Source organism: Shuttleworthella satelles DSM 14600 (genome assembly GCF_000160115.1).
GTDB classification, from domain to species: Bacteria; Bacillota; Clostridia; order Lachnospirales; family Lachnospiraceae; genus Shuttleworthia; species Shuttleworthia satelles.
This window is the reverse complement of the sequence record NZ_GG665866.1, coordinates 609678-630589: the sequence shown is the minus strand read 5'-3', so window position 1 is coordinate 630589 and position 20912 is coordinate 609678. Positions and strand designations below refer to the sequence as shown.

Annotated in this window: 19 protein-coding genes and 1 tRNA gene; 15 read left to right on the top strand and 5 right to left on the bottom strand. The window is 54.1% G+C overall.

From position 1 onward, the window contains the following. Positions 1-34: 34 nt before the first annotated feature. A complete protein-coding gene (locus GCWU000342_RS02850; RefSeq protein WP_006905724.1) occupies positions 35-703 on the bottom strand; it encodes an alpha/beta fold hydrolase in 669 nt (222 codons plus the stop codon). A gap of 145 nt (positions 704-848) precedes the next feature. On the opposite strand from GCWU000342_RS02850, the gene GCWU000342_RS10880 reads away from it, so the two are divergent. The 9 genes from GCWU000342_RS10880 to GCWU000342_RS02810 all read left to right on the top strand — a co-directional run bounded on the left by GCWU000342_RS10880 (position 849) and on the right by GCWU000342_RS02810 (position 8420). Continuing rightward, the gene (locus GCWU000342_RS10880; RefSeq protein ID WP_006905722.1) at positions 849-1616 is read left to right on the top strand and encodes a uracil-DNA glycosylase family protein; all 768 of its coding nucleotides are present in this window, start codon (positions 849-851) and stop codon (positions 1614-1616) included. Between the two features lie 191 nt (positions 1617-1807). Beyond that, positions 1808-2926, top strand: a complete 1119-nt coding sequence (locus GCWU000342_RS10830; RefSeq protein ID WP_006905721.1) for a M3 family metallopeptidase — start codon at positions 1808-1810, stop codon at positions 2924-2926. Continuing rightward, positions 2848-3612 carry a M3 family metallopeptidase gene (locus GCWU000342_RS10825; protein ID WP_278081588.1) on the top strand — a complete coding sequence of 255 codons (765 nt, stop codon included), beginning with the start codon at positions 2848-2850 and terminating at the stop codon, positions 3610-3612. Before GCWU000342_RS10830 ends, GCWU000342_RS10825 begins: the two co-directional genes overlap by 79 nt. A 172-nt stretch (positions 3613-3784) precedes the next feature. After that, positions 3785-4774 carry a tRNA dihydrouridine synthase gene (locus tag GCWU000342_RS02835; protein ID WP_049921492.1) on the top strand — a complete coding sequence of 330 codons (990 nt, stop codon included), beginning with the start codon at positions 3785-3787 and terminating at the stop codon, positions 4772-4774. Between the two features lie 161 nt (positions 4775-4935). Then, positions 4936-5008: transfer RNA gene (locus tag GCWU000342_RS02830), tRNA-Pro, on the top strand. A gap of 354 nt (positions 5009-5362) precedes the next feature. Then, on the top strand, positions 5363-5797 hold the full coding sequence (locus GCWU000342_RS02825; protein WP_006905718.1) for a Fur family transcriptional regulator: 435 nt from the start codon (positions 5363-5365) through the stop codon (positions 5795-5797). A gap of 54 nt (positions 5798-5851) precedes the next feature. Further along, entirely contained in the window at positions 5852-6874 is a 1023-nt protein-coding gene (locus GCWU000342_RS02820) for a metal ABC transporter substrate-binding protein (protein WP_006905717.1), read from the top strand. Positions 6875-6892: 18 nt separating this feature from the next. Then, positions 6893-7600, top strand: a complete 708-nt coding sequence (locus tag GCWU000342_RS02815) for a metal ABC transporter ATP-binding protein (protein ID WP_006905716.1) — start codon at positions 6893-6895, stop codon at positions 7598-7600. Next, positions 7593-8420: a metal ABC transporter permease gene (locus GCWU000342_RS02810; protein ID WP_006905715.1), complete on the top strand. Its 828-nt coding sequence runs from the start codon at positions 7593-7595 to the stop codon at positions 8418-8420. The genes GCWU000342_RS02815 and GCWU000342_RS02810 overlap by 8 nt, the downstream gene beginning before the upstream one ends. 227 nt (positions 8421-8647) lie before the next feature. On the opposite strand, the gene glmS is transcribed toward GCWU000342_RS02810, so the two are convergent. Next, on the bottom strand, positions 8648-10471 hold the full coding sequence (glmS, locus tag GCWU000342_RS02805) for a glutamine--fructose-6-phosphate transaminase (isomerizing) (protein ID WP_006905713.1): 1824 nt from the start codon (positions 10469-10471) through the stop codon (positions 8648-8650). 340 nt (positions 10472-10811) lie between these two features. On the opposite strand from glmS, the gene GCWU000342_RS10420 reads away from it, so the two are divergent. From GCWU000342_RS10420 to GCWU000342_RS02785, 5 genes are all read left to right on the top strand, one after another. Continuing rightward, the gene (locus tag GCWU000342_RS10420) at positions 10812-10961 is read left to right on the top strand and encodes a hypothetical protein (protein ID WP_156784472.1); all 150 of its coding nucleotides are present in this window, start codon (positions 10812-10814) and stop codon (positions 10959-10961) included. Positions 10962-11087: 126 nt separating this feature from the next. After that, a complete protein-coding gene (locus tag GCWU000342_RS02800; protein WP_045000591.1) occupies positions 11088-12548 on the top strand; it encodes a PTS mannitol transporter subunit IICB in 1461 nt (486 codons plus the stop codon). Positions 12549-12602: 54 nt separating this feature from the next. After that, positions 12603-14699: a BglG family transcription antiterminator gene (locus tag GCWU000342_RS02795; RefSeq protein ID WP_006905710.1), complete on the top strand. Its 2097-nt coding sequence runs from the start codon at positions 12603-12605 to the stop codon at positions 14697-14699. A 15-nt stretch (positions 14700-14714) separates the two neighbouring features. Then, on the top strand, positions 14715-15143 hold the full coding sequence (locus GCWU000342_RS02790) for a PTS sugar transporter subunit IIA (protein ID WP_006905709.1): 429 nt from the start codon (positions 14715-14717) through the stop codon (positions 15141-15143). Between the two features lie 51 nt (positions 15144-15194). Beyond that, positions 15195-16466 carry a zinc-binding dehydrogenase gene (locus tag GCWU000342_RS02785; protein WP_006905708.1) on the top strand — a complete coding sequence of 424 codons (1272 nt, stop codon included), beginning with the start codon at positions 15195-15197 and terminating at the stop codon, positions 16464-16466. A 45-nt stretch (positions 16467-16511) separates the two neighbouring features. Here GCWU000342_RS02785 and GCWU000342_RS02780 read toward each other — a convergent pair whose 3' ends face one another. Then, complete coding sequence (locus GCWU000342_RS02780) at positions 16512-17702, bottom strand: cation diffusion facilitator family transporter (RefSeq protein ID WP_006905707.1); 1191 nt, start codon at positions 17700-17702, stop codon at positions 16512-16514. Positions 17703-17926: 224 nt separating this feature from the next. Here GCWU000342_RS02780 and GCWU000342_RS02775 point away from each other — a divergent pair, with 224 nt between their 5' ends. After that, entirely contained in the window at positions 17927-18790 is an 864-nt protein-coding gene (locus tag GCWU000342_RS02775) for a sirohydrochlorin cobaltochelatase (RefSeq protein ID WP_006905705.1), read from the top strand. A 104-nt stretch (positions 18791-18894) separates the two neighbouring features. On the opposite strand, the gene GCWU000342_RS02770 is transcribed toward GCWU000342_RS02775, so the two are convergent. Then, positions 18895-19656 (bottom strand): sulfite exporter TauE/SafE family protein, encoded by a 762-nt coding sequence (locus GCWU000342_RS02770; RefSeq protein WP_006905704.1) that lies wholly within the window; start codon positions 19654-19656, stop codon positions 18895-18897. Positions 19657-19661: 5 nt separating this feature from the next. Next, positions 19662-20912, bottom strand: coding sequence for a dicarboxylate/amino acid:cation symporter (locus tag GCWU000342_RS02765; protein WP_006905703.1), 1251 nt, complete (start codon positions 20910-20912; stop codon positions 19662-19664).

The window sequence follows — 20912 nt, the reverse complement described above, 5'->3', positions numbered from 1 at the left end:
CGGCCACCGACCGAAAGATATTGGCTGACAGAGGTCAGAATGAATTCGGATTTAAGAATTTGCGCAGGATGGGTCCCAGCTTGTCGGAGTGGAGGACATAAGAGGAGTGGGTTTCCCGGGGCAGGATCATAAGCTGAGAATCGGGAATCCATTCGGCGATCCTTCTGGTCTCCGCGGGAAGAATCAGATCCATGGAGCCGGCCAAAACAAGGGTGGGGCAGGATATCTTCTCTAAATCGGCTCTCGTAATATGAGGCTCGGTCAGCATAAGGGTCTGCAGGGGATCCCCGGTTTTTTTGGCAAGCCGTCTGATATGCTGGCGGACAAAGAAGCTCACGCCCCTGGGTGAGAGATTGGCTCCGCTGATCATGAGACTGGAGACCAGGTCGGGGTGTTGAGAGGCAACGAGCAGAGCGATGATGCCGCCGTCAGAGAAACCATAGATGGCGGGCTTTTTTATTTCTAAGGCCTGAATCAGGCCGACAACATCGTCCGCCATATCCTGGTAGTGGAATTCCGCCGGCTTTGCGGAGAGGCCCTGTCCCCGGGAGTCCATGGCGTAGACGGTGTAGTCCAGTTCCAGGTCGGCGGTCAGAACGTCAAATTCTCCGTGGCTTCCTCCGTTGCCGTGCAGGAGGAGAATGGGGTCTCCCTGCCCGCTCTTCTCGTAATAGAGAACCTGGTTTTTCAGCTGAATGTACATTTGATCTCCTCCTGAATTGCTCTTCTCATTCTACCACAGGATCCGGGTTTGACAGGATTTCCGATCGAAAATATAATTTGCCTGGCACACAAGGGATTGGCCCTGTCCAGGGGCGGATTCCTCTAAAAGCAAAAAAGGAGCAGCATTGGAATACAGCCATGTCACACATGAGGATTTTGGCCCGGAATATGACGAGAAGTCCCGGATTCTGATTCTGGGATCGGTTCCCTCCGTCAAGTCCAGGGAGCTAGCTTTTTATTACGGGCACCCACAGAATCGTTTCTGGAGGGTGCTCTATCTTCTGAAGAAGCGGGGATGCTTAGAGACCCAAACGTCGTCAGAGCAGGGAAAGGAAACGGAGCAGAGAGCGGAGGACACAGGAAACGAGGATACAGGGAAGAAAGTAAAGGCAGGAGTGAAAATGGCAGAGGGCGCCAGAGAGAGGGATAAAGGCGCAGGAAAGAAAGCGGAAGTGGCGACTGCTCCCCCTGTGTCCTGGGCCAGGAGCGCTGACCAGGAGGCTTCTCTGCGCGAGACTTTTCCGGATTTTCCCTGGAGCAGGGAGGAGAAGAGGCATTTTCTGCATATCAATCGAATCGCCGCCTGGGATACAATTTCTGAGTGCGATATCAAAGGATCATCGGATGCTTCTATTAAAAATGTCATCCCATCGGATATCCCTATGCTGCTTGCGGCATGCCCGATTCGCGTCATTCTCTGCAACGGGGCTTCCTCTTACCGCTATTTTCAGAAGTATCTGACCTCTCTTTTGGATGATTTCTACCGGGAGCGCCCCGGCAGCAGGCGGGTCCCTGTCCGTCAGGTCCCGTCGACCAGTCCGGCCAATGCGGCCTGGTCGCTTGAGGATCTGACGGGGGCCTGGGAGCAGGCGATTGTCGAAAGCTTCCGATAAAAAGAGCAGAGGGATAAAAGAATCAGATGACAGCCAAAAAGACCGGATAACAGCTAGAAAGATCGGATAGCAGCTAGAAAGACCGGATAACGGCTAGAAAGACCGGATAAAGGCTAAAATGATCAGATGACAGCCAAATGAAGAAAGAGAACGAATCGCTTACATGCGGTTTGATTTTATGAGGAGGAAATATGAGTCAGACCTTACAGGAACGCAGAGATATGAATCCGCAATACATGTGGGATTTATCCTCCCTCTATGCCTCCGATGAGGACTGGAAGAAGGCCCTGCCGACGCTGGAGCCTATGGTCGAGGAGGCGGCTGCTTTTCAGGGAAAGCTGAAAGACGCAGGGAGTATACGGGCCTTCTATGACAAGAGCGAGAAGCTGGAGCTGCTCCTGTCCGACCTCTTTGAATACGCCATGCTCCGAAAGAGTGAAGACACCCGAGCGGCAGCCGGGCAGAAGATGCATGCCCTGATCTATGGCAAGTACGTCCGGGCCATGGCCAGGCTCTCCTTCGCGAAAGCCGAAATTCTCTCTCTGGAGGAAGAGAAACTGAGGGCAATCGTTGAAGATCCGGCTTTGGCTGACTACAGACAGGCCATGGAGGATCTTCTGGAGGAGAAGAGCCACACTCTGTCCGCAGATCAGGAGGAGCTTCTGGCTCAGTATGGCGAGGCTTTTGGAGCCCCCGCCAATATTTCGGAGAACCTGATGGACGCGGATATGGTATTCGAGGACGCCGTGGACGCTGCGGGAAAACCCCATCAAGTCAGTGGATCTTCCTACATCCGACTGCAGTCCTCCGCAGACCGTCTTCTTCGCAAAAATGCCTTCGATTCTCTTTACAAGGGCTATCGGCAGCATATCAATACACTGGCGTCTACCTATGCGACGGCGGTCAGGACTGCGGTGACGACTGCCAGGGTGCGTCATTATGCCTCCTCCCGTCGCATGGCCATGGAGGCCAATCATATCCCGGATCAGGTCTATCAGAATCTGATCGAGGCTGTTCGCCGCCACATGCCGGCTATGTATCGCTATGTCGCCCTGCGCAAACGCCTGCTGGGTCTGGAGGAGCTCCACTATTATGACCTCTATGCCCCGCTGGTCGGCGAGTCCGCCCAGTCTTACACGTATGAGCAGGCCAGGCGAATGGTTTTGACGCGATCGCGCCCCTGGGAGAGGAATACAAAAGTGTCGTCAAAAGGGCCTTTGCCGACCGCTGGATTGATGTCTACCCCAATATGGGCAAGCGGGGCGGAGCGTTTTCTGCGGGGACCTATCATTCCAAGCCCTATATTCTGACCAACTTCAGCGGGACTCTGGACTCGGTATCAACGATTGCCCATGAGATGGGGCATTCTATGCACAGCTGGTACGCCAGGAGCCACCAGCCCGCTCACTACGCGGATTACACACTCTTTGTGGCGGAGGTAGCTTCCACAGTCAATGAGAATCTGCTGATCGAGAACCTGCTGGGCAAGACGAGTGATCTGAGAGAGAGGCTGGTTCTGCTCAACCAGTATTTGGAGAATTTCAAGGGAACCGTCTATCGGCAGACGATGTTCGCCGAATTCGAGAAGATTGTTCACGAGAAGGCAGAAGAAGGACAGGCACTGGACCCGGAGACTCTCAACCGGACTTACCTGGATTTGATTCGGGACTACTTCGGGGAGGAACTTGTCATTGATGACGCGGTCAAATATGAGTGGGCAAGGATTCCTCATTTTTACCGTCCCTTCTATGTCTATGTCTACGCGACCGGCTATTCAAGCGCGGTTGCCCTGTCAGAGGGAATCAGAAGAGACGGCGTCCCCGCGGTGAGACGCTATCTGGATTTCCTGTCCATGGGATCTTCCAGGCATCCTCTGGATGAGCTGCGCCATGCGGGTGTTGATCTGGATACGCCTGCTCCTCTGGACCAGGCCCTGGAGAAATTTGAGACTGTTCTGGATCAGGCTGAGGAGATCGCGAGAGAACTGGGATTATAGGGGGAGAGCTTGGATTACAGGAAGAGCTTGGATTATAGGAAGGAGGAATGTTTTTTGGAGGAGGATCAAAGAACAGGAGTTTTCTGAGAGGATTTTACAGGGGACAGATCAGATGAGTTGACTCGCCATTTTCTAGAATGGCGTAATGGATTTCCAGGAGGGAGCAAATCGGATGAGAGAGGGGATCCAACTGGAGATGGCGCCCATGGAGGGACTGACGGGTTATGTCTTTCGAAATGCCCTGGCTAAGGACTTCCCGGGAGCGGATGTCTATTACACGCCATTTTTGGTTGTCAATCAGCATCATACCTTTAAAAGACGGGAAAGGCGGGATGTGGATCCGCGCAATCAGATCGGCCTGTCAGCGACCGGCAAGCCGCGCCTGGTTCCGCAGCTTATGGCCAGTGATCCGGACCTCTTTCTCTGGGGATGTCAGTATCTGTCGGATCTGGGATACGAGGAGGTCAATCTCAATGCCGGCTGCCCATCTCCTACAGTTACCGCCAAGGGGAAAGGCTGCGGGATGCTGGAGGACACGCTTAAGCTGAACCGGTTTTTCGACCGGGTCTTTGAAGGGCTGGAACGTCAGAGGATTCCAGTTCGGATTTCTGTCAAGACCCGCCTGGGGATGGAAGACGCGGGAGAGATGGAGGATCTGATGAGGGTCTACACGATGTATCCGATCGCCCGTCTGATGATTCATGCCAGGGTCGGCCGGGCTGCTTACTCCGGTATGCCTGATCAGGACAGCTTCTGCAAGGCCCTGGAGAAGAATAACCTTCCGGTCTCTTACAACGGAGACATATTGACCCCGGAGGATGGAGAAAAGATCCTGGTCCGGGCAGAGGGCCATGATTTGCAGAAGCATTTTAACGGCCTGATGCTGGGAAGAGGGGTCCTGCGGGATCCGGCACTCTTTCGGAAAGTGCGGGGAGGACCGCCCGCTGACCGGGCGGAGCTGGAGAATTTTGTGGGTGAGCTCTTTGAGGGATATGCCCAGGCGATGGATGGTTACGGCAATGCCCTTCTTCGAATGAAGGAGCTCTGGAGCTATTTGGCAGCTCATTTTTCGGAGGGAGACCGCTATCTGAAGAAAATCCGAAAGAGCAGGCAAAGAGAAGACTATGAGCAGGCGGTCAGAGAACTCTTTCGCTCTGGCTGAGCGCAGGGCCAGGTTTTGGGTTGCGTTTGGATTGAGAGCCTTTTTCCTTTCAGCTTTTGAAGGCGCGTGCAGAACAAGTGAAATCTACACAGGTGGCTGAACGCGGGAAATTTTGCGCTTGCGCCTGGAACAGAAATCCGCTACAATAGTTTTCGTTGCAGCGGGATGTAGCGCAGGTGGTAGCGCGCTTGACTGGGGGTCAAGAGGCCGCAGGTTCAAGTCCTGTCATTCCGACGAAGACAAAAACCCTTGCAGAGCTTGTATTTACAGGCTTTGCGGGGGTTTTCCTTTTTTCTCATATGGAGCGTATGTTCGATGAAAGCATTTAAAAAGTAGACTATTTTAGACGTTTTACTACAACACCCAGTGCAACACCCACTGCAAGCCCTCCGGTCAAAAAAGGATTTTGACCGTATAGAGGATCTCGGCCTGATCGGCATGAGTGTATATGTCGGCGGTCATCGTCGATAGCAAAGCTCTCAATATGAAAACATCAATATGAAAATGATTTTTATATTGACAGGGACAGGAGAGATCTCCATAATATGAAAATGGTTTTCATATTAACAGGAAGGGATGATTTGTTCCATGAAGAAGGCGGAGTATCAGACCAGGCAGAGACGACAGCTGATCGACTATATGAAATCGACTGGCGGGAAGCATTTTACCGCTTCTGATGTCGTTCATTACTGTAAGGAGCAGGAGCTTGGAATCGGGATGACGACCGTTTACCGCCAGCTGGACAAGCTGGTCTCAGAGGGTCTGGTCCGCAAGTACCTGATCGACGAGAAGACGGCCGCCTGCTTCGAGTATCTGGGGGACCAGAGCGAAAGCTGCCGGGAGCACTATCATCTCAAGTGTGAGTCCTGCGGCAGATTGATGCACCTGGACTGCCAGATGATCGACGCCTTTGTGGAACACATCCTGGACCATCACGGCTTTGCCATTAATCCGGCCAGAACGACCTTCTTCGGACTCTGTCAGGAGTGTCGAAGCAGGGCCGAGTCTTGTGCGGCGGATTGAAAACCGGATGCAAGCAAGAGAAAGCAGGAGCTTTCGGACGAGAAGGAGAAGAGGATGAGAGGAAAGAGAATCGCGGCTGTTCTGTTGGCCGGACTGTGTGCCTTTGGCCTGATGGCCTGCGGCGGATCGAAGAATTCCGCAAAGAGTGATTCGGATACGAAGACGACAACGGAGTCCAAGGGGGACAGCGGCAAGAAGCTGAAGATTGTGACGACGATTTTCCCGGAGTATGACTGGGTTGAGAGAGTCCTTGGGGACAAGGCCGGTAATGCGGAAGTGACCATGCTTATGGACAAGGGGGTTGACCTTCACAGCTTCCAGCCCACCGTTGAAGATATCGCAAAGGTTTCCTCAGCGGACGTCTTTGTCTATGTGGGCGGAGAGTCGGATGCCTGGGTTGAGGATGCCCTGAAGAATAAGACCAATCCCAATCAGAAGACCATCAATCTGATGGAGGTTTTAAAGGACCGCGTCAAGCCGGTCGAGCAGAAGGAGGGTATGCAGGAGAATACCCACGAGGATCATGAAGAGGGAGAGGAGGAGATGGATGAGCACGTCTGGCTCTCGCTCAAGAATGCCAAGATCGCTGTAGACCAGATTCAGAAGACGCTGGCAGAGGCGGATCCGGACAATGCGGAGGCCTATGCCAAGAATGCCAAGGTCTACGGGGAACTCCTGAATGATCTGGATCAGAAGTACCAGCAGGCTGTGGATTCCGCCAAGTACAAGACCCTGGTCTTCGGCGATCGATTCCCCTTCCGCTATCTGGTTAATGACTACGGACTGGACTATTTTGCGGCCTTTGAGGGATGTGACGCCGAGTCTGAGGCGAGCTTCGAGACGGTGGCATTTCTAGCCAATAAGATCAAGGAGCTGAAGCTTCCGGCTGTCCTGACCATCGAGGGTGAGACCCATAAGCTGGCGGAATCCATCAAGCAGAATTCCGGGGTTGCGGATCTGAAGGTTTTAAGCCTGGATTCCATGCAGTCGGTCAAGGCAGAGGACGTATCCAATGGAGCCACCTATCTCAATGTGATGAGTAAGAACCTTGATCTGCTCAAGCAGGCCATGAATTGATGAATTGATTGAGAAAAAATGGATATATTAACCTGCAGGGATCTGACCCTGGGATATGGGGAGCAGGTTCTGGTGGAAAAACTGAATTTTCAGCTTCCGAGAGGGGCATATCTGTGTATTGTAGGTGAGAATGGAGCCGGTAAATCCACCCTTATGCGGACCCTGCTCAAGCTGCAGGAGCCCCTGTCCGGCAGAATCTGGCTGGATGAGGAGGCCGCCGCGGGAGGCATTGGCTATCTGCCCCAGCAGACCCAGACACAGAGAGATTTTCCGGCTTCTGTCAGGGAGATCGTTCTCTCCGGATGTCAGGCCAGGGGCTCCTGGCACCCCTTCTATACCCAGGAGGAAAAGGAGAGAGCCCATTTCTGTATGCGCCGGCTGGATATCTGCCAGCTTAAGGATTGCTCCTACCGGAAGCTGTCGGGGGGACAGCAGCAGAGAGTCCTTTTGGCCCGCGCTCTGGCGGCAACAGACCAGGTCCTCCTTTTGGATGAGCCGGTGACCGGATTGGATCCCAAAGCCACTTTATCTATGTACGAGCTGGTGGAAAAGCTCCACCGGGAGGGCATTTCCGTCATCATGATCTCTCATGATGTGCGGGCGGCAGCAGAGAATGCAAGTCATATTCTCTATCTGGGAGATCAGGTCTTCTTTGGAAGCTCCGATGCGTTCGCAAAGAGTCCGATCGGACAATACTACCTGTCGAAAGGAGGCCGCCATGCTTGATACCCTGACGCATTACCTGGCCTATCCCTTTGTGCGCTATGCCCTTGTTGTGGGCGTTTTGATTGCCCTTTCCTCCTCCCTGCTGGGCGTGACCCTGGTCTTAAAGAGGTATTCCTATATCGGAGACGGACTGAGTCATGTGGCCTTCGGCGCTATGGCAGTCGCCACGGTCTTAAAGCTGTCCAATCATCTTGCTCTGATCCTGCCGCTGACTGTTCTCGCGGCGATTCTGTTGCTGCGGTCCGGACAGAACGCCAAGATCAAGGGAGACGCGGCCATCGCCATGCTCTCGGTGGGAGCTCTGGCTATGGGATACCTGCTCATGAATATCTTCGGAACTGCCTCGAATCTGGCCGGGGAGATCTCAACAACCCTCTTCGGATCGACGACGATTCTGACCCTGACCATGCAGGATGTCATTCTCTGCCTGATTCTGTCAGCCCTGGTCGTAGCCATGTTCATTGTCTTCTATCACCGTATTTTCGCGGTGACCTTTGATGAGACCTTTGCCAGGGCGGTCGGGATTCGCGCCGGGGCCTGGAATCTTTTGATTGCCGTTATGATCGCCCTGGTGGTTGTTCTGGCCATGAATCTGGTGGGGGCTCTTCTGGTGTCGGCTCTGGTGATCTTTCCGGCTCTTTCTGCTATGCGGGTATTCCAGAGCTTTCGGGCAGTCACGATCTGCTCCGTGATTCTCTCGGTTGTCTGTGCTCTGGCCGGAATTTTGATTTCGATTTTAGCCGGAACCCCGGTCGGTTCCACCATCGTGGCGGCGGATATTGTGGCGTTCGCGCTCTGCTTTCTTCTGGGGAAGAACTGAGTTTGGCACAGAGGGCATGGATCATATCAGCATTTCCTGCAGTCTGATCTGAGCTCACAATATCTTCCGGAATACAGAGAATCGAATATGAGAAGACGCGCCGCAAATTTTTTATCATTGTAAATTGAAGGGGCTGTCGCACTAATGTGCGACAGCCCCTTTTCTACGGGAAGCACTCATCTGTGATGATCTTTTATCCTGGGGAAGCACTCGCCCGTGCCGATCCTTTACTCTACGGTCACGGACTTGGCCAGATTCCTGGGCTGGTCTGGATTGATGCCCTTGTTGACAGAGGTATAGTAGCCGATCAGCTGACAGATGACGATGGATTCAAAGACGGAGAAGATATCGTCTACCTTGGGAATACTGAAGTGGACGTCGCAGATGGTCGGATCCGTGATCTTTTTGTCCTCGCTGATCAGGATGACATAGGCGCCTCTGGCCTTGGTCTCGCGGATATTGGAGATCACCTTGCTGTAGACCTTATGCTGAGTTGCCAGGGCAATGACGGGGACGCCGTCGTCAATCAGAGAGATTGTTCCGTGCTTTAACTCGCCGGCGGCGTATGCCTCGGCGTGAATATAGGAAATCTCCTTGAGCTTCAGGGCGGCCTCCATGGCGACACGGTAATCCAGTCCGCGCCCGATATAGAAGGCATTGGGCACATTGGTAAAGCGGTCGGTCAAATCCTGAATGCGCTTCTCGTGGGAGAGCACCGTCTCAATGCGGCCGGGCATTTCTTTGAGTGTGGCGAGGAAGTTCTGCGCCTCTTTTTTGGTCATTTTCCCCTGTACCAGGCCGATCTTCGCGGCGAGCAGATAGAAGCTCGCGACCTGTACGCTGTAGGCCTTGGTGCTTGCGACCGCGATCTCGGGTCCCGCGTGTGTGTAGAGAACCTGGTCGCTCTCACGGGCGATTGAGGAGCCCTTGACATTGACAATGGCAAGCGTCTTATGCGTGTATTGCCGGGCCAGACGCAGGGCCTCTAAGGTATCAATGGTCTCTCCGGACTGAGAGGTCACGATCACCATGGAGTTCTCATTGATCACTGGGCGCTCGTAGCGGAATTCCGAGGCGATTGCAACAGAGACGGGGATGCCGAGAACATTCTGGATCATATTCTTCCCGGCCATTCCCGCGTAGAGGGCGGTGCCGCACGCGACGACCGTGATGTCGGAGCAGTTCTCGAAAAAGGAGTCCGGGATCCCGTCAGCGGAGAAGTCCGGGAGATTATCGGGATTGATACGGGGCTCAATGGTGCGCACCAGTGCCTGCGGCTGCTCGTGGATCTCCTTGATCATGTAGTGGGGATAGCCCTCCTTCTGGGCAGCTGTGATATCCCAGTTCACCTCCTGATATTCCGCTTCCACCGGATTGCCCTTCAGATCTTCCATAGAGATGGAGTCCGGGGTCAGGGTGAGAATATGGTATTCCGGGACAATGAAATAGCGCTTGCTGTAATCGATAAAGGCTGTCAGGTCAGAGGCGATGAAGGCCCCCTCTTTGTCCGTCAGGGTGGCGACCATGGGGCTGACATTGCGAAGCGCGTAGATCTTGCCGGGCTGGTCCGCGAACATAATGCAGAAGGCGAAGGACCCCTTTAAAAGACTGGATACCTGTCGAAGAACCGCGATGGGATCTCCCTGGTATAGCTTGTTGATCAGGGCACAGGCGACCTCCGTGTCCGTCTCGGATTTGAGATCCTTCTGCAGCTGGTAGCTCTCAACGAGCTCGTGGTAGTTCTCAATGATTCCGTTGTGAATCAATGTGGTCTTGCCGACCTTGTGGGGGTGGGCATTGGCGTTGGTGACGCCGCCATGTGTCGCCCAGCGGGTGTGTCCGATCCCGCAGCAGGAGGCGTTGTCGTCATCACAGATGGCGCGTAAGTCCTTGACCTTGCCCGCGGTCTTGCGGACAGAAATATGGGGGCGATTGTCCTTGAAGAAGGCGATACCGGCACTGTCGTAGCCGCGGTATTCAAGCCGTTCAAGGCCATTGAGCAGGATATCCTGCACGGGGATTGATCCGGTAAATCCGATAATTCCACACATATGAATTCTCCTTATGTAGGTTCTGTATGTTCCATACGGTTACAGTCTCTTTGTCTCTCCGTTACCGGATCTTTTGTCAACTGTATGCGCGGCCGCATCCGCGATCAGGCATCCGCCGAATCTTCGATCACCTGACACCTCGTCAACCCGGGCCAAAACGTTCCTCCAAAAATACAGAGGGATGAAAAGCGGCCGGGTACATGGCGCTAAAGTTTTTGAACTTTTCGAAATTCCCTGCCTCCCGTCGGGGAACGAGACAACTATACCATAGGAGACGGGCAAATGGTTAGCGCCATTCCAGTCAGAGGATACTTGTGCATTTAAGCAAGAGGATGCCCGGGTGGAGAGATATCAGAGGGAAAAGGACCGAAAATCAGGGGAGAAGCAGGATAGAGAGAAGGCCGGGGATCAAGGGAAGAAGCAGGATGGAAAGAAGGATGGGGATCGGGGAGAAAGCGCCTGCCTGAAGATTGGCGCATACTCTTTGTGACAAAGCTGATTTTTCATTTGTTGAAAATCAGGGGCGGCAGGGTTAGATTCTAGACTATAGAGAGCTTGATCGTCCGGAAGATGAGCTCATAAGACAGTGTTGGCAAACAGTAAAGGGATGAAGAATATGAAGACAAAGGTACAGGCATTTGGCCGCTTCCTCAGCGCGATGATCATGCCCAACATCGGGGCTTTTATTGCCTGGGGATTGATGGCGGCACTTTTTATTGATACGGGATGGCTTCCCAACGCCAGCCTCAACAAGATGGTGGGGCCGATGCTCACTTATCTGCTCCCCATCCTGATCGGGTATACCGGCGGAAAAATGGTGGGCGGACAAAAGGGCGCCGTGATGGGAGCGATTGCCACTGTCGGAGTAATCCTGTCCAATCCGGATATGACGATGCTGATGGGGGCGATGGCAATGGGTCCTTTGGCAGGACTTGTCATCAAGCTTTTCGACAAGGCTGTCGAGGGGAAGATTAGACCGGGCTTTGAGATGCTGGTTAACAACTTCTCCGTCGGTATTCTGGGACTGATCATGGCAATTGTGGGCTACCGGGCAATGGGCCCCATCATGGGAGCCATCCTGATCGTCCTTCAGGCAGGGGTTCAGGTTCTTGTAGAGCACGGGCTTCTTCCCCTGGTATCCATCTTTGTTGAGCCGGCCAAGGTCCTCTTCCTCAACAACGCGATCAATCATGGAATTTTCACCCCCCTCGGCGCGGAGAATGTCAAGGAAGTCGGGAAGTCGATTTTCTACATGATTGAGACCAACCCGGGCCCCGGTACGGGCGTCCTCCTCGCGTACTGGATGTGGTCCAAGGACAAGATCAGCAAGACGTCCGCGCCGGGCGCGCTGATTGTGCATCTGCTGGGCGGGATCCATGAGATCTCCTTCCCCTATATTCTCATGCAGCCACTTTTGCTTCTGGCGACCATTGGCGGATCTATGGCGGCCATGCTCTACAACACCGTATTTCACCTGGGACTCGCCTCTCCGGCCTCTCCCGGATCTGTCTTCGCCTATGTGATCGCGGCGCCGAAGGGATCCACCCTGCGGGTCTTTTTGAGCGTTGTCATCGCGTCCGCGGTTTCTTTTGTCATTGCGACGCCAATCATCAAGTTTGCCTCTGCTAAGACGACGCTGGAAGACGCGCAGAATCAGAAGGATCGGATGAAGGCAGAGTCCAAGGGGCAGACCTCGGAAGCTTCAGAAGAGGCCGCAGGCGATCAAAAGGCGGTGTCTATTGATTCAGGTAAGGAAATGAGCGCGGACTATGCTTTAAAGACAATTGACCGGATTGTCTTCGCCTGCGACGCGGGAATGGGATCCAGTGCAATGGGAGCAGCGGTCCTGCAGAAGAAACTGAGGGCGGCGGGGATTGAGGACATCAAGGTTGATCATGCTTCCGTCTCTGAAGTTCCTGCGAATACAGAGCTTCTCGTCTGCCATCAGGATCTTGCGGCAAGGGCACAAAAGAGCGCTCCGCAGGCAAGGATCATTACGATCAGTAACTTTATGGCCGCCCCGGAGTATGACGCCCTGGTTACAGAGATAAAAAATGCCCGCGAACAAGCACTGTGATCCGGTCTTTTTGAGGTCCTTTTTGGCTGACAGAAGAAAAAAGAGGGAAATGATATGCTGCTGACAAATCGAATCAGAGGAATTCTCCTTCTTTTGATGGACGCTGAGGGACCGCTGAAGGAAGATGATATCGCAGACCAGGTCGGCGTCAGCCGTCGGACGGTCCAAAGGGAGGTGGAGTATTTAGACGGCGCCTTGAGGGAATACGGTCTGCTTCTGCACCGCAAAAAAGGAGTCGGGATTTCCGTCACGGGTTCGGAACAGGCCAAAGAGAGACTGCGCGGGGAATTAGAGGAAAAAGAAGCAGGCGAGCCGACGGACGTCGCGGGGAGGAGGAACCGGCTGCTCTTTGAACTGATCCGGGACAAAGTCCCGAGGAAGATCTATTATTACAGCCAGTTGCTGGGAGTGTCGGAGGCGACCATCAATAAGGATATGTCGGCCCTGGGCCCCTGGCTGGAGCAAAACCACTTAAAGCTGGTCAAAAGACAGGGCTTTGGAGTCGCTTTGAGCGGAAGCGAGCGGGACCTGCGCGCCGCCATGCGGCGATACGTCAGTGAAAACATGTCCCTACCCTGGGCAGGCATTGAGGGATTAAAGGAGTCGGCGGCAGGAGCCCTGATCCACACGAGAGATCAAAATCTCTACGCCCTTTTGGCAACGGATACGGTCAGTCGGGTCTACGAGGTCCTTGCGAGAATGCGAAAGGAGGAGACAAGGCTCAAGGGGCTGGCGGAGAGCGCCTACACGAATCTTATTTTTCATCTGGCCATCGCTGTCGAGCGGGTCAAAAAAGGGGCAATTGTGGAGGAAGACCCGGGTCTGGTCAATAAACTGGGGACCTGGGATGAATATGCTTTGGCCGGGAAAATCCGCGGGGAGATTGAGCGGGAATTCTCAATTCATATGCCGGACCAGGAGCTGTCATACATTCTCCTTCACCTCCTCGGATCCAAGATGGCCTACCATGAGACAGAGGCGGAAAACAGGCAGTTCCTCTTTCCGGAGGAAGATCTGCTCGAGATAATCGACCGGATGATCGATCAATTTGACACAGAGATGGCCAACAGCCTGAAGTGCGACGAGGAATTCATACGAGGGCTGATCATGCACCTGCAGCCGGCCATGTTTCGAATGTCAGAGAAGATGAGCATCTACAATCCGGTTTTGCCTGAGATCAAGAGGGAATATCCGGAGATTTACGCGAAGAGCAGGCGGGCGGCGGAGGTCATCCGAGACGAAACAGCCTTTGAGGTCAGCGATGACGAGATCGGTTTTCTCAGCATGCATTTTGGCGCAGCGGTCGAGAGGGTGCGCAAGAGAGAGGGAAAGAGGAGAAGGGTTTCGATCGGAATCATCTGTTCCAGCGGCTTTGGCGTTGCCCAGCTCATGATCGCGAGGCTGACCCGTGTGTTTGGACAGGAAGCAGAGCTGTCGGCCTATGCCCTGAGTGATCTGACGGAGCATGTGGAGAGACGCACGGATTTCTTCGTGACAACCTTTGACTGGTGTGCCGATGAGATCGACTCGATCCGGGTCAGCCCCATGGTCCCGGAGAGTGACCTTGAGAAGATCAGAAATAAAATAGAAGAGTATGCCTATGTGAAGCGGGAGTCGGAGAATCAGGTATTTGACCGTCAATTGGATCAGGCAAACGAGATGATTATCGAAATCCGGGGACTGATTCGAAGGTATTGCGATTATGAGACGGACCCGAAGATTTCCTTTCCCGATCTGGTTTACCAGCTGGCTGACAGGGTCACAGAGTCTCAGGCGGTTGCGGAAAAGATCGCGGGGAAAATACAGAGGCGAGAGCATTTAAACAGTCAGATTTTCCCGGAGCTCGATCTGGCCCTGCTTCACTGCCGAAGCAGGATGATCCGGGAGCCGGTTTTCATCAGCTGCAGGCCTTCGGGGGACAGGTCCTTCGCGGATCCCGATTTCAAGGGGATCCGGGCAGTGATCTTTATGGTGATGCCGGAGGATGAGCAGCTGCGCATGCACATGCAGATTCTGGGTCAGATCAGCGCTTCCGTCATACGCGACGAAGCCTTTGTTGGAGCCATCCTTCATGGCGATGAAGAGCTGGTGAAAAAGGAACTGAAGAAGATTCTGGGCGAATATTTCTATGATTTTCTGAAAAATATCTGAGAGAGGTTTTGAGTCATGAGTGAGATCCTGAAGAAAGAAAACATTTATCTGAACTGCGAGTTAGAGGACAAGGAGGCGGTGATCCGGCGAATCGGAGAGATCTTCGTCAAAGACGGTTATGCGACGGATCAATATACCCGGGCCATGCTGGAAAAGGAGAAGGTCTTTAATACGGCGATCGGCAGCAGCCTGGCAATCCCCCACGGGATTGAGAGCATGAAGGATCAGGTGTTACAGTCGGGGATTGTCGTTATGACCTTCCCACAGGGACTGCCCTGGGGAGAGCAAGAGATCGTCAAACTGGTCGTTGGGATCGCCGCCAGAGGAGACGAGCATATTGATATCCTGTCCAATATCGCAACGCACTGCGCGAGCGAAGAGGAGACGGAGAAGATCATCCGCAGCTCCAGGGACGAAATTTACGAGTTTTTTGCGGGCGTCTGAGGGGTCCATGCAGGGCAGTCACAGAATTTCAGGAGAAAGAAGGAGAGAGTAATGAGAGCAAAAGCAGTCAGAATGTATGGAACAAGGGATTTGAGACTGGAGGAGTTTGAGCTTCCGGAGATCAGGGACGATGAGATCCTGGCCAAGATCTACTCCGACAGCATCTGTATGTCCACTTATAAGCTGGTCGAACAGGGGAAGAAGCACAAGAGGGCGCCTCAGAATATGGATACCCATCCGGTCATTGTCGGACATGAGTTCGCCGGTGTGATTGTCAAGGTCGGAAAGAAGTGGCAGGATCAGTTTCAGCCGGGCATGCGCTTTGCCCAGCAGCCTGCGCTGAACTATAAGGGAAGTCTGGCCTCTCCGGGCTATTCCTATGAGTGGTATGGGGGAGATACCACCTACTGCATCTTCCCTCATGAGACTATGGAGCTGGGAGCTCTGATGCCGTTTGACGGGGACAGTTTTTACAAGGCGTCGCTTGGAGAGCCGATGAGCTGCTGTATCGGCGGCTATCACGCCATGTACCACACCAATAAGCAGAATTACGATCATGAGATGGGGACAAAGAGGGGCGGTAATATTCTGATTGCCGGCGGCTGCGGTCCCATGGGACTGGGATCGGTTTCCTATGGCCTGGTCTGCGACTATCATCCCAGACGGATTGTCGTCACGGATGTCGACGATGCCAAAATCGAGCGAGCCAAAGAGGTGGTCAGCCCGGAGTACGCGGCAGAGCACGGGGTGGAGCTGATTTACGCCAACACAGCCAAAATGGATGATCCCAGGCAGGGGCTGATGGATCTGACCCAGGGACACGGCTATGACGACGTCTTTGTCATGGTTCCGATTCCTTCGGTCTGCCAGTTGGCGGGAAGTGTTCTGGCCTTTGACGGCTGTCTGAACTTCTTCTCCGGTCCCACCGACAAGAATTTCTCCGCCAGCATGAACATGTATGATCTCCACTATACCAGCACCCACTTGATGGGGACGACAGGCGGAAATAATGACGATCTGATCGAGGCAAATCAGCTGGCTGCCAGCGGCCGTCTGGATCCCTCCGTTATGATCACGCATGTCGGCGGGATCGACAGTATCGCGGAGACTACCTTGAATCTGCCAAAAATCAAGGGGGGCAAAAAGCTGGCCTATACCCAGTTTGATATGCCCATGACCGCCATTGAGGACTTCGCAAAGCTCGGAAAGTCAGACCCCTTCTTCGCGAAGCTGGATCAGTGCTGCAGAGATCACAAGGGCCTGTGGAATCCCGAGGCCGAGAGAATGCTCTTTGAACACAAGGGAGTAAAGGTGGAAGTCTGATCTCTTTCAGCGGCTGTTTGCCGAACATATGAAGCTTGCAAAGTTCTATTGCGTCTGTCTGTCCGCGGAGAAGTCCCGGTCGATATGAATGGAGCAGACAAGATCTGCTCCCATCTGCCGATGGACCCTTTCCCGGATTTGTGTCAGGATCTGCTCGTCAGACAGATGAAATCCATAGGGGACAAGAAGATCGAAGACCAGTTTGGTCTTCGATTTTTTGTGGACAATGCGGAAGTCGTGCATACTCAGGCGGGAGTCAATCTTCTCCAGGATGCCGAGCATCTGCCCGGTTTTCTCAAGGACTTCGGGGTCGTCAAGGATGATCGGGTCAACATGGATGGTGATCTCGCAGCCGAACTCCCGGCGGATGGCGTCTTCCGCCTCATCCAGCTCGTCATGGATGTCTAAGAGTCTGGAATTGGCAGGGGCTTCGGCGTGCAAGGATACATAGATGCGGCCGGGACCGTAGTTGTGGATGATCAGGTCATGGACCCCTAATATGGAGGGATAGGAGCAGACGATTTCTTCTATCCGCCGGACCATATTCGGATCAGGAGCCTGCCCCAGAAGAGGAGAGGATGTATCCCGGATGGAGTCGATCCCGGCCTTGCAGATGAAAGAAGCGACAATGATTCCGGCAATCGCGTCGATGCGATTCAGGCCGGTCAGCCTGGTCAGGAACAGGGAGACCAGGACGACGCCGGTGGCCAGAACGTCGGACAGGCTGTCGGTAGCGGCCGCCAGAATGGTGGCAGACCCAGTCAGACGGCCGATTCTGCGGTTGTAGGCAAACATATAGAGCTTGACAGCGATGGAGAGCAGGAGAATAGCTGCGGTGAGGATGGTCAGATGGACGGGTTTGCTCTCAAAGAGACCGAGGACGGAGTCCCGGAAGAGCTCCACGGCCATGAGGAGGATGAGCAGGGAGACGATAAAGCCGGCCAGATACTCAATGCGTCCGTGCCCGAAGGGGTGCTCCGGGTCTGCCTCCTGGGAAGAGAGACGAAAACCGATCAGGGTCACAATGGAGGAAGCGGCGTCGGAGAGGTTGTTGAGAGCATCCGCGGTTACGGCGATAGAGCCGGTTGCAAGCCCCGCCAGGAATTTGGTCAGGGCCAATAGGAGATTGAGCAGAATTCCAGCCAGCCCGGAAATCATGCCCCAGGCCTTGTGGCGCTGGATTTCGGTCATGGCAGACTCGTTTTTCAGGAAGAAATGGGATAGAAGGCTAATCATGGACAGACCTCATTGCGTACGCGGAAAGATTCTTAATACGGCAGCTGGAGTTTTGGAAGGATTCTTCCGCTATTGTAGGGCAGGGGAGAGCTTTTGAGAAGGGGATCCGGTTCGGCGGAAATAACAAATGGATCCCAGATACAGACGGTTTTTCTGATGAGAAATCGTGTATGATGGTAGGGAATCTCGGGAGTTGCGCCACATGATTGAGAAAGGGGCCTGTGATGTCAGAAAAAGAAATACTGGTGGTTTCCTTCGGGACCTCTTTTGCCGAGGCGAGGAAGACAGATATTGGAGGGATTGAGGAGGCTCTTGCGCGGGCTTACCCCGATTATCGGATCGCGCGGGCCTTCAGCTCGCCGCGGGTTATCCGCCATATGCAAAGAGAGGATCAGGAGCAGGTAGACTCTGTCAGCCAGGCCCTGGAAGGCGCTCTTGCCGCAGGAATCAAACAGCTTATCCTGCAGCCGACCTATCTCATGCATGGAATTGAGTATGAGCTTATGATTCGGATTCTGAGCGGCTATCGGGACCGGTTTGCGTCCGTGGCTGTCGGGCAGCCCCTTCTGGGAGAAACGGATCAAAACCCGGCACATTATACGGAGGACATGGTCCGTGTGTCTCGTGCTCTTCTGGAAAATGCCTGGAAAGAGGCAGGTCTTTTGAACAGGGAGCCGGGACAGGATCCTGTCGATAAGGCCGACAAGGGGCCGGCGCTGGTTCTCATGGGGCACGGGACAGAACATGGGGCGCACATCGTCTATCAGCAGTTTCAGAGCCTTTTTTCAGATCAGGGCAGGAAGGACGTCTTCGTCGCGACCGTAGACGGAGACTGCCCGGAGACGGACATCCACAACATTCTCTCTGAGGTGCAGAGAGAAGGATTTAAGCATGTGATCCTGCGTCCTCTGATGGTTGTTGCAGGAGATCATGCAAATAATGACATGGCGGGAGACCGGGAGGATTCCTGGAAGAATCTCTTTGCGGCTACGGGATCCTTTGAAGAGATTGAATGTCAGCTGGGAGGCCTGGGACGTCTCGAGGAGATCCAGCAGATCTATGTGGATCACGCCGCTGCTGTGATGTAAATTTGTTGGTCCTCTCAAAAGGAAGGGATAGACCGGCTTTACGATTGGGCAGATCGAACGTCGAAACTTCCCTCCCAAAAGAAGGGGATAGGCTGCGGTATTGATCAGAACTTAAAAATAACCTTGATCAGCAGGAGGACAAGCACTGCCAGGATGATGGGACGGGTAATTCTCGTCCCGTTTTTCATGGCCAGACCGCTTCCCACATAGTTGCCGAGCATATTGGCGGCGGCAGAGGCAATGCCAAGAGTCAGCAGTACCTGTCCGTTAATCAGGTAGACGACGGCCCCGGCGACATTGGTGGTCAGGTTGATGGCCTTGGTCATACCGTTGGCCTGGGTCATGGGAAGCCTGGCCAGAATGGTCAGGCCGATGATCAGAAAGGTCCCGGTTCCGGGCCCGTAGAAGCCATCGTAGATGCCGATGAAGAAGGCCAGAAGGCCTGCGATGATCGTAGTCGCTTTCCCGGAAGCCTGCTCGGACTTTTTGTGTTCCTTAAAGAGATTCTTATTGAGGACCAGAAATGCAGTGACCGGCAGAATGAAGTAGAGCAGGTAGGTCATGACTCTCGTGTCGATGACCAGGGCCAGGTGGGCGCCCAGGGTAGAACCGATAAATGCCATGAGAATAGCAGGTAGCGTTGCCTTCCATGGGATCAGTCGATTGATGGCGAAGCGGCCGGTGGTCAGTCCGGTTCCCCAGGCGGAGGAGAACTTGTTGGTGGCTACTGCCGGAACCGGAGGAAGACCGGCCAGCAGGTAGGCGGGGAGAGAAACCAGGCCGCCTCCGCCGCCGATGGAGTCGACAAAACCGCCCAAAAAGAGAAGGGGAAGAACAATGAGATAGGTGTGGATAGTGACTTGCATGGAACTTACTGCGCTTTCATGGCCTTTTTAGCCGCCTTGCGCTCTTCCAAGGCATTGACGACCATGGTGCAGGCCGCGTCGCCCGTGATATTGACCGTGGTACGGCCCATGTCAAAGATGCGGTCAACGCCGGCGACTAAGGCAATGCCATCGACCGGAAGTCCCACCGACTGAAGCACCATAGCCAGCATAACCATGCCGGCTCCGGGGACGCCGGCCGTTCCGATGGAGGCCAGGGTCGCGGTCAGGACGATTGTCAGCATCTGGGGGAAGGTCAGATGAATCCCATAGCAGGAGGCGATGAAGATAGAACAGACGCCCTGATAGATGGCGGTTCCATCCATATTAATGGTCGCTCCCAGAGGAAGGACGAAAGAGGCGATCTCCTTCTTGGCCCCAAGCTTCTCCGTGCACTCCATATTCAGGGGGAGAGTTCCCACAGAGGAGGCGGATGAGAAGGCGAAGAGGATGGCGGGCATCATTCCCTTAAAGAATTTGAAAGGGCTCATCCCGGCCGCGGCGCGGACGGTGAGGGAGTAGACCAAGATGGCGTGAACCAGATAGCAGAGGTAGGCGACCGCGAGGACGGCAGCCAGAGAACCTAAGATGGCAGGACCGTTCTCGGCGACAACGGGAGCCAGCAGGCAGAAGACGCCGATGGGAGAGAGGGTTAAGATCATCTCCATGACCTTGAGACAGGTGTCATTTAAAATATTGACCGCCTCCTCGACCTTGCTCATTCTGGGGCCGATCTGCATAATGGCGAAGCCGATGAAGAGGGAGGCCACAATGACCTGCAGCATGTTGGCCTCGGCAAAGGGCTTGACGAAGTTGCTGGGGAAAATGCCGACGATGGTGTCCATGAAGCTGACCGCGGCCTCGGTCTTGTAGGAAAGGTCTGTCGTCGCCAGCACGGGGAAGATACCCTTAAACAGATTGGCGATGATCAGTCCAATGGTGATGGCAAAGGCGGTCGTGAGGAGGTAGAAGCTGATCGTTTTGCCTCCGATGGAGCCCACCTTGCGGACATCCTGCAGGGAGATGACGCCGGCCATAATAGAGAAGAAGACCAGGGGGGCTACAATCCACTTGATCAGGTTCAGGAAAATGACGCCAAAGGGCTTGATATAGGTCTTGGCGATCTGAGCCTGACCCAGGCAGGCGAAGATGGATCCGATGATGATGGCCAGGATCAGAGCGATGAAAATCTGGCTGGTCAGTGACAGCTTGTTTTTCTTTGATTTTTTCTCAGACAT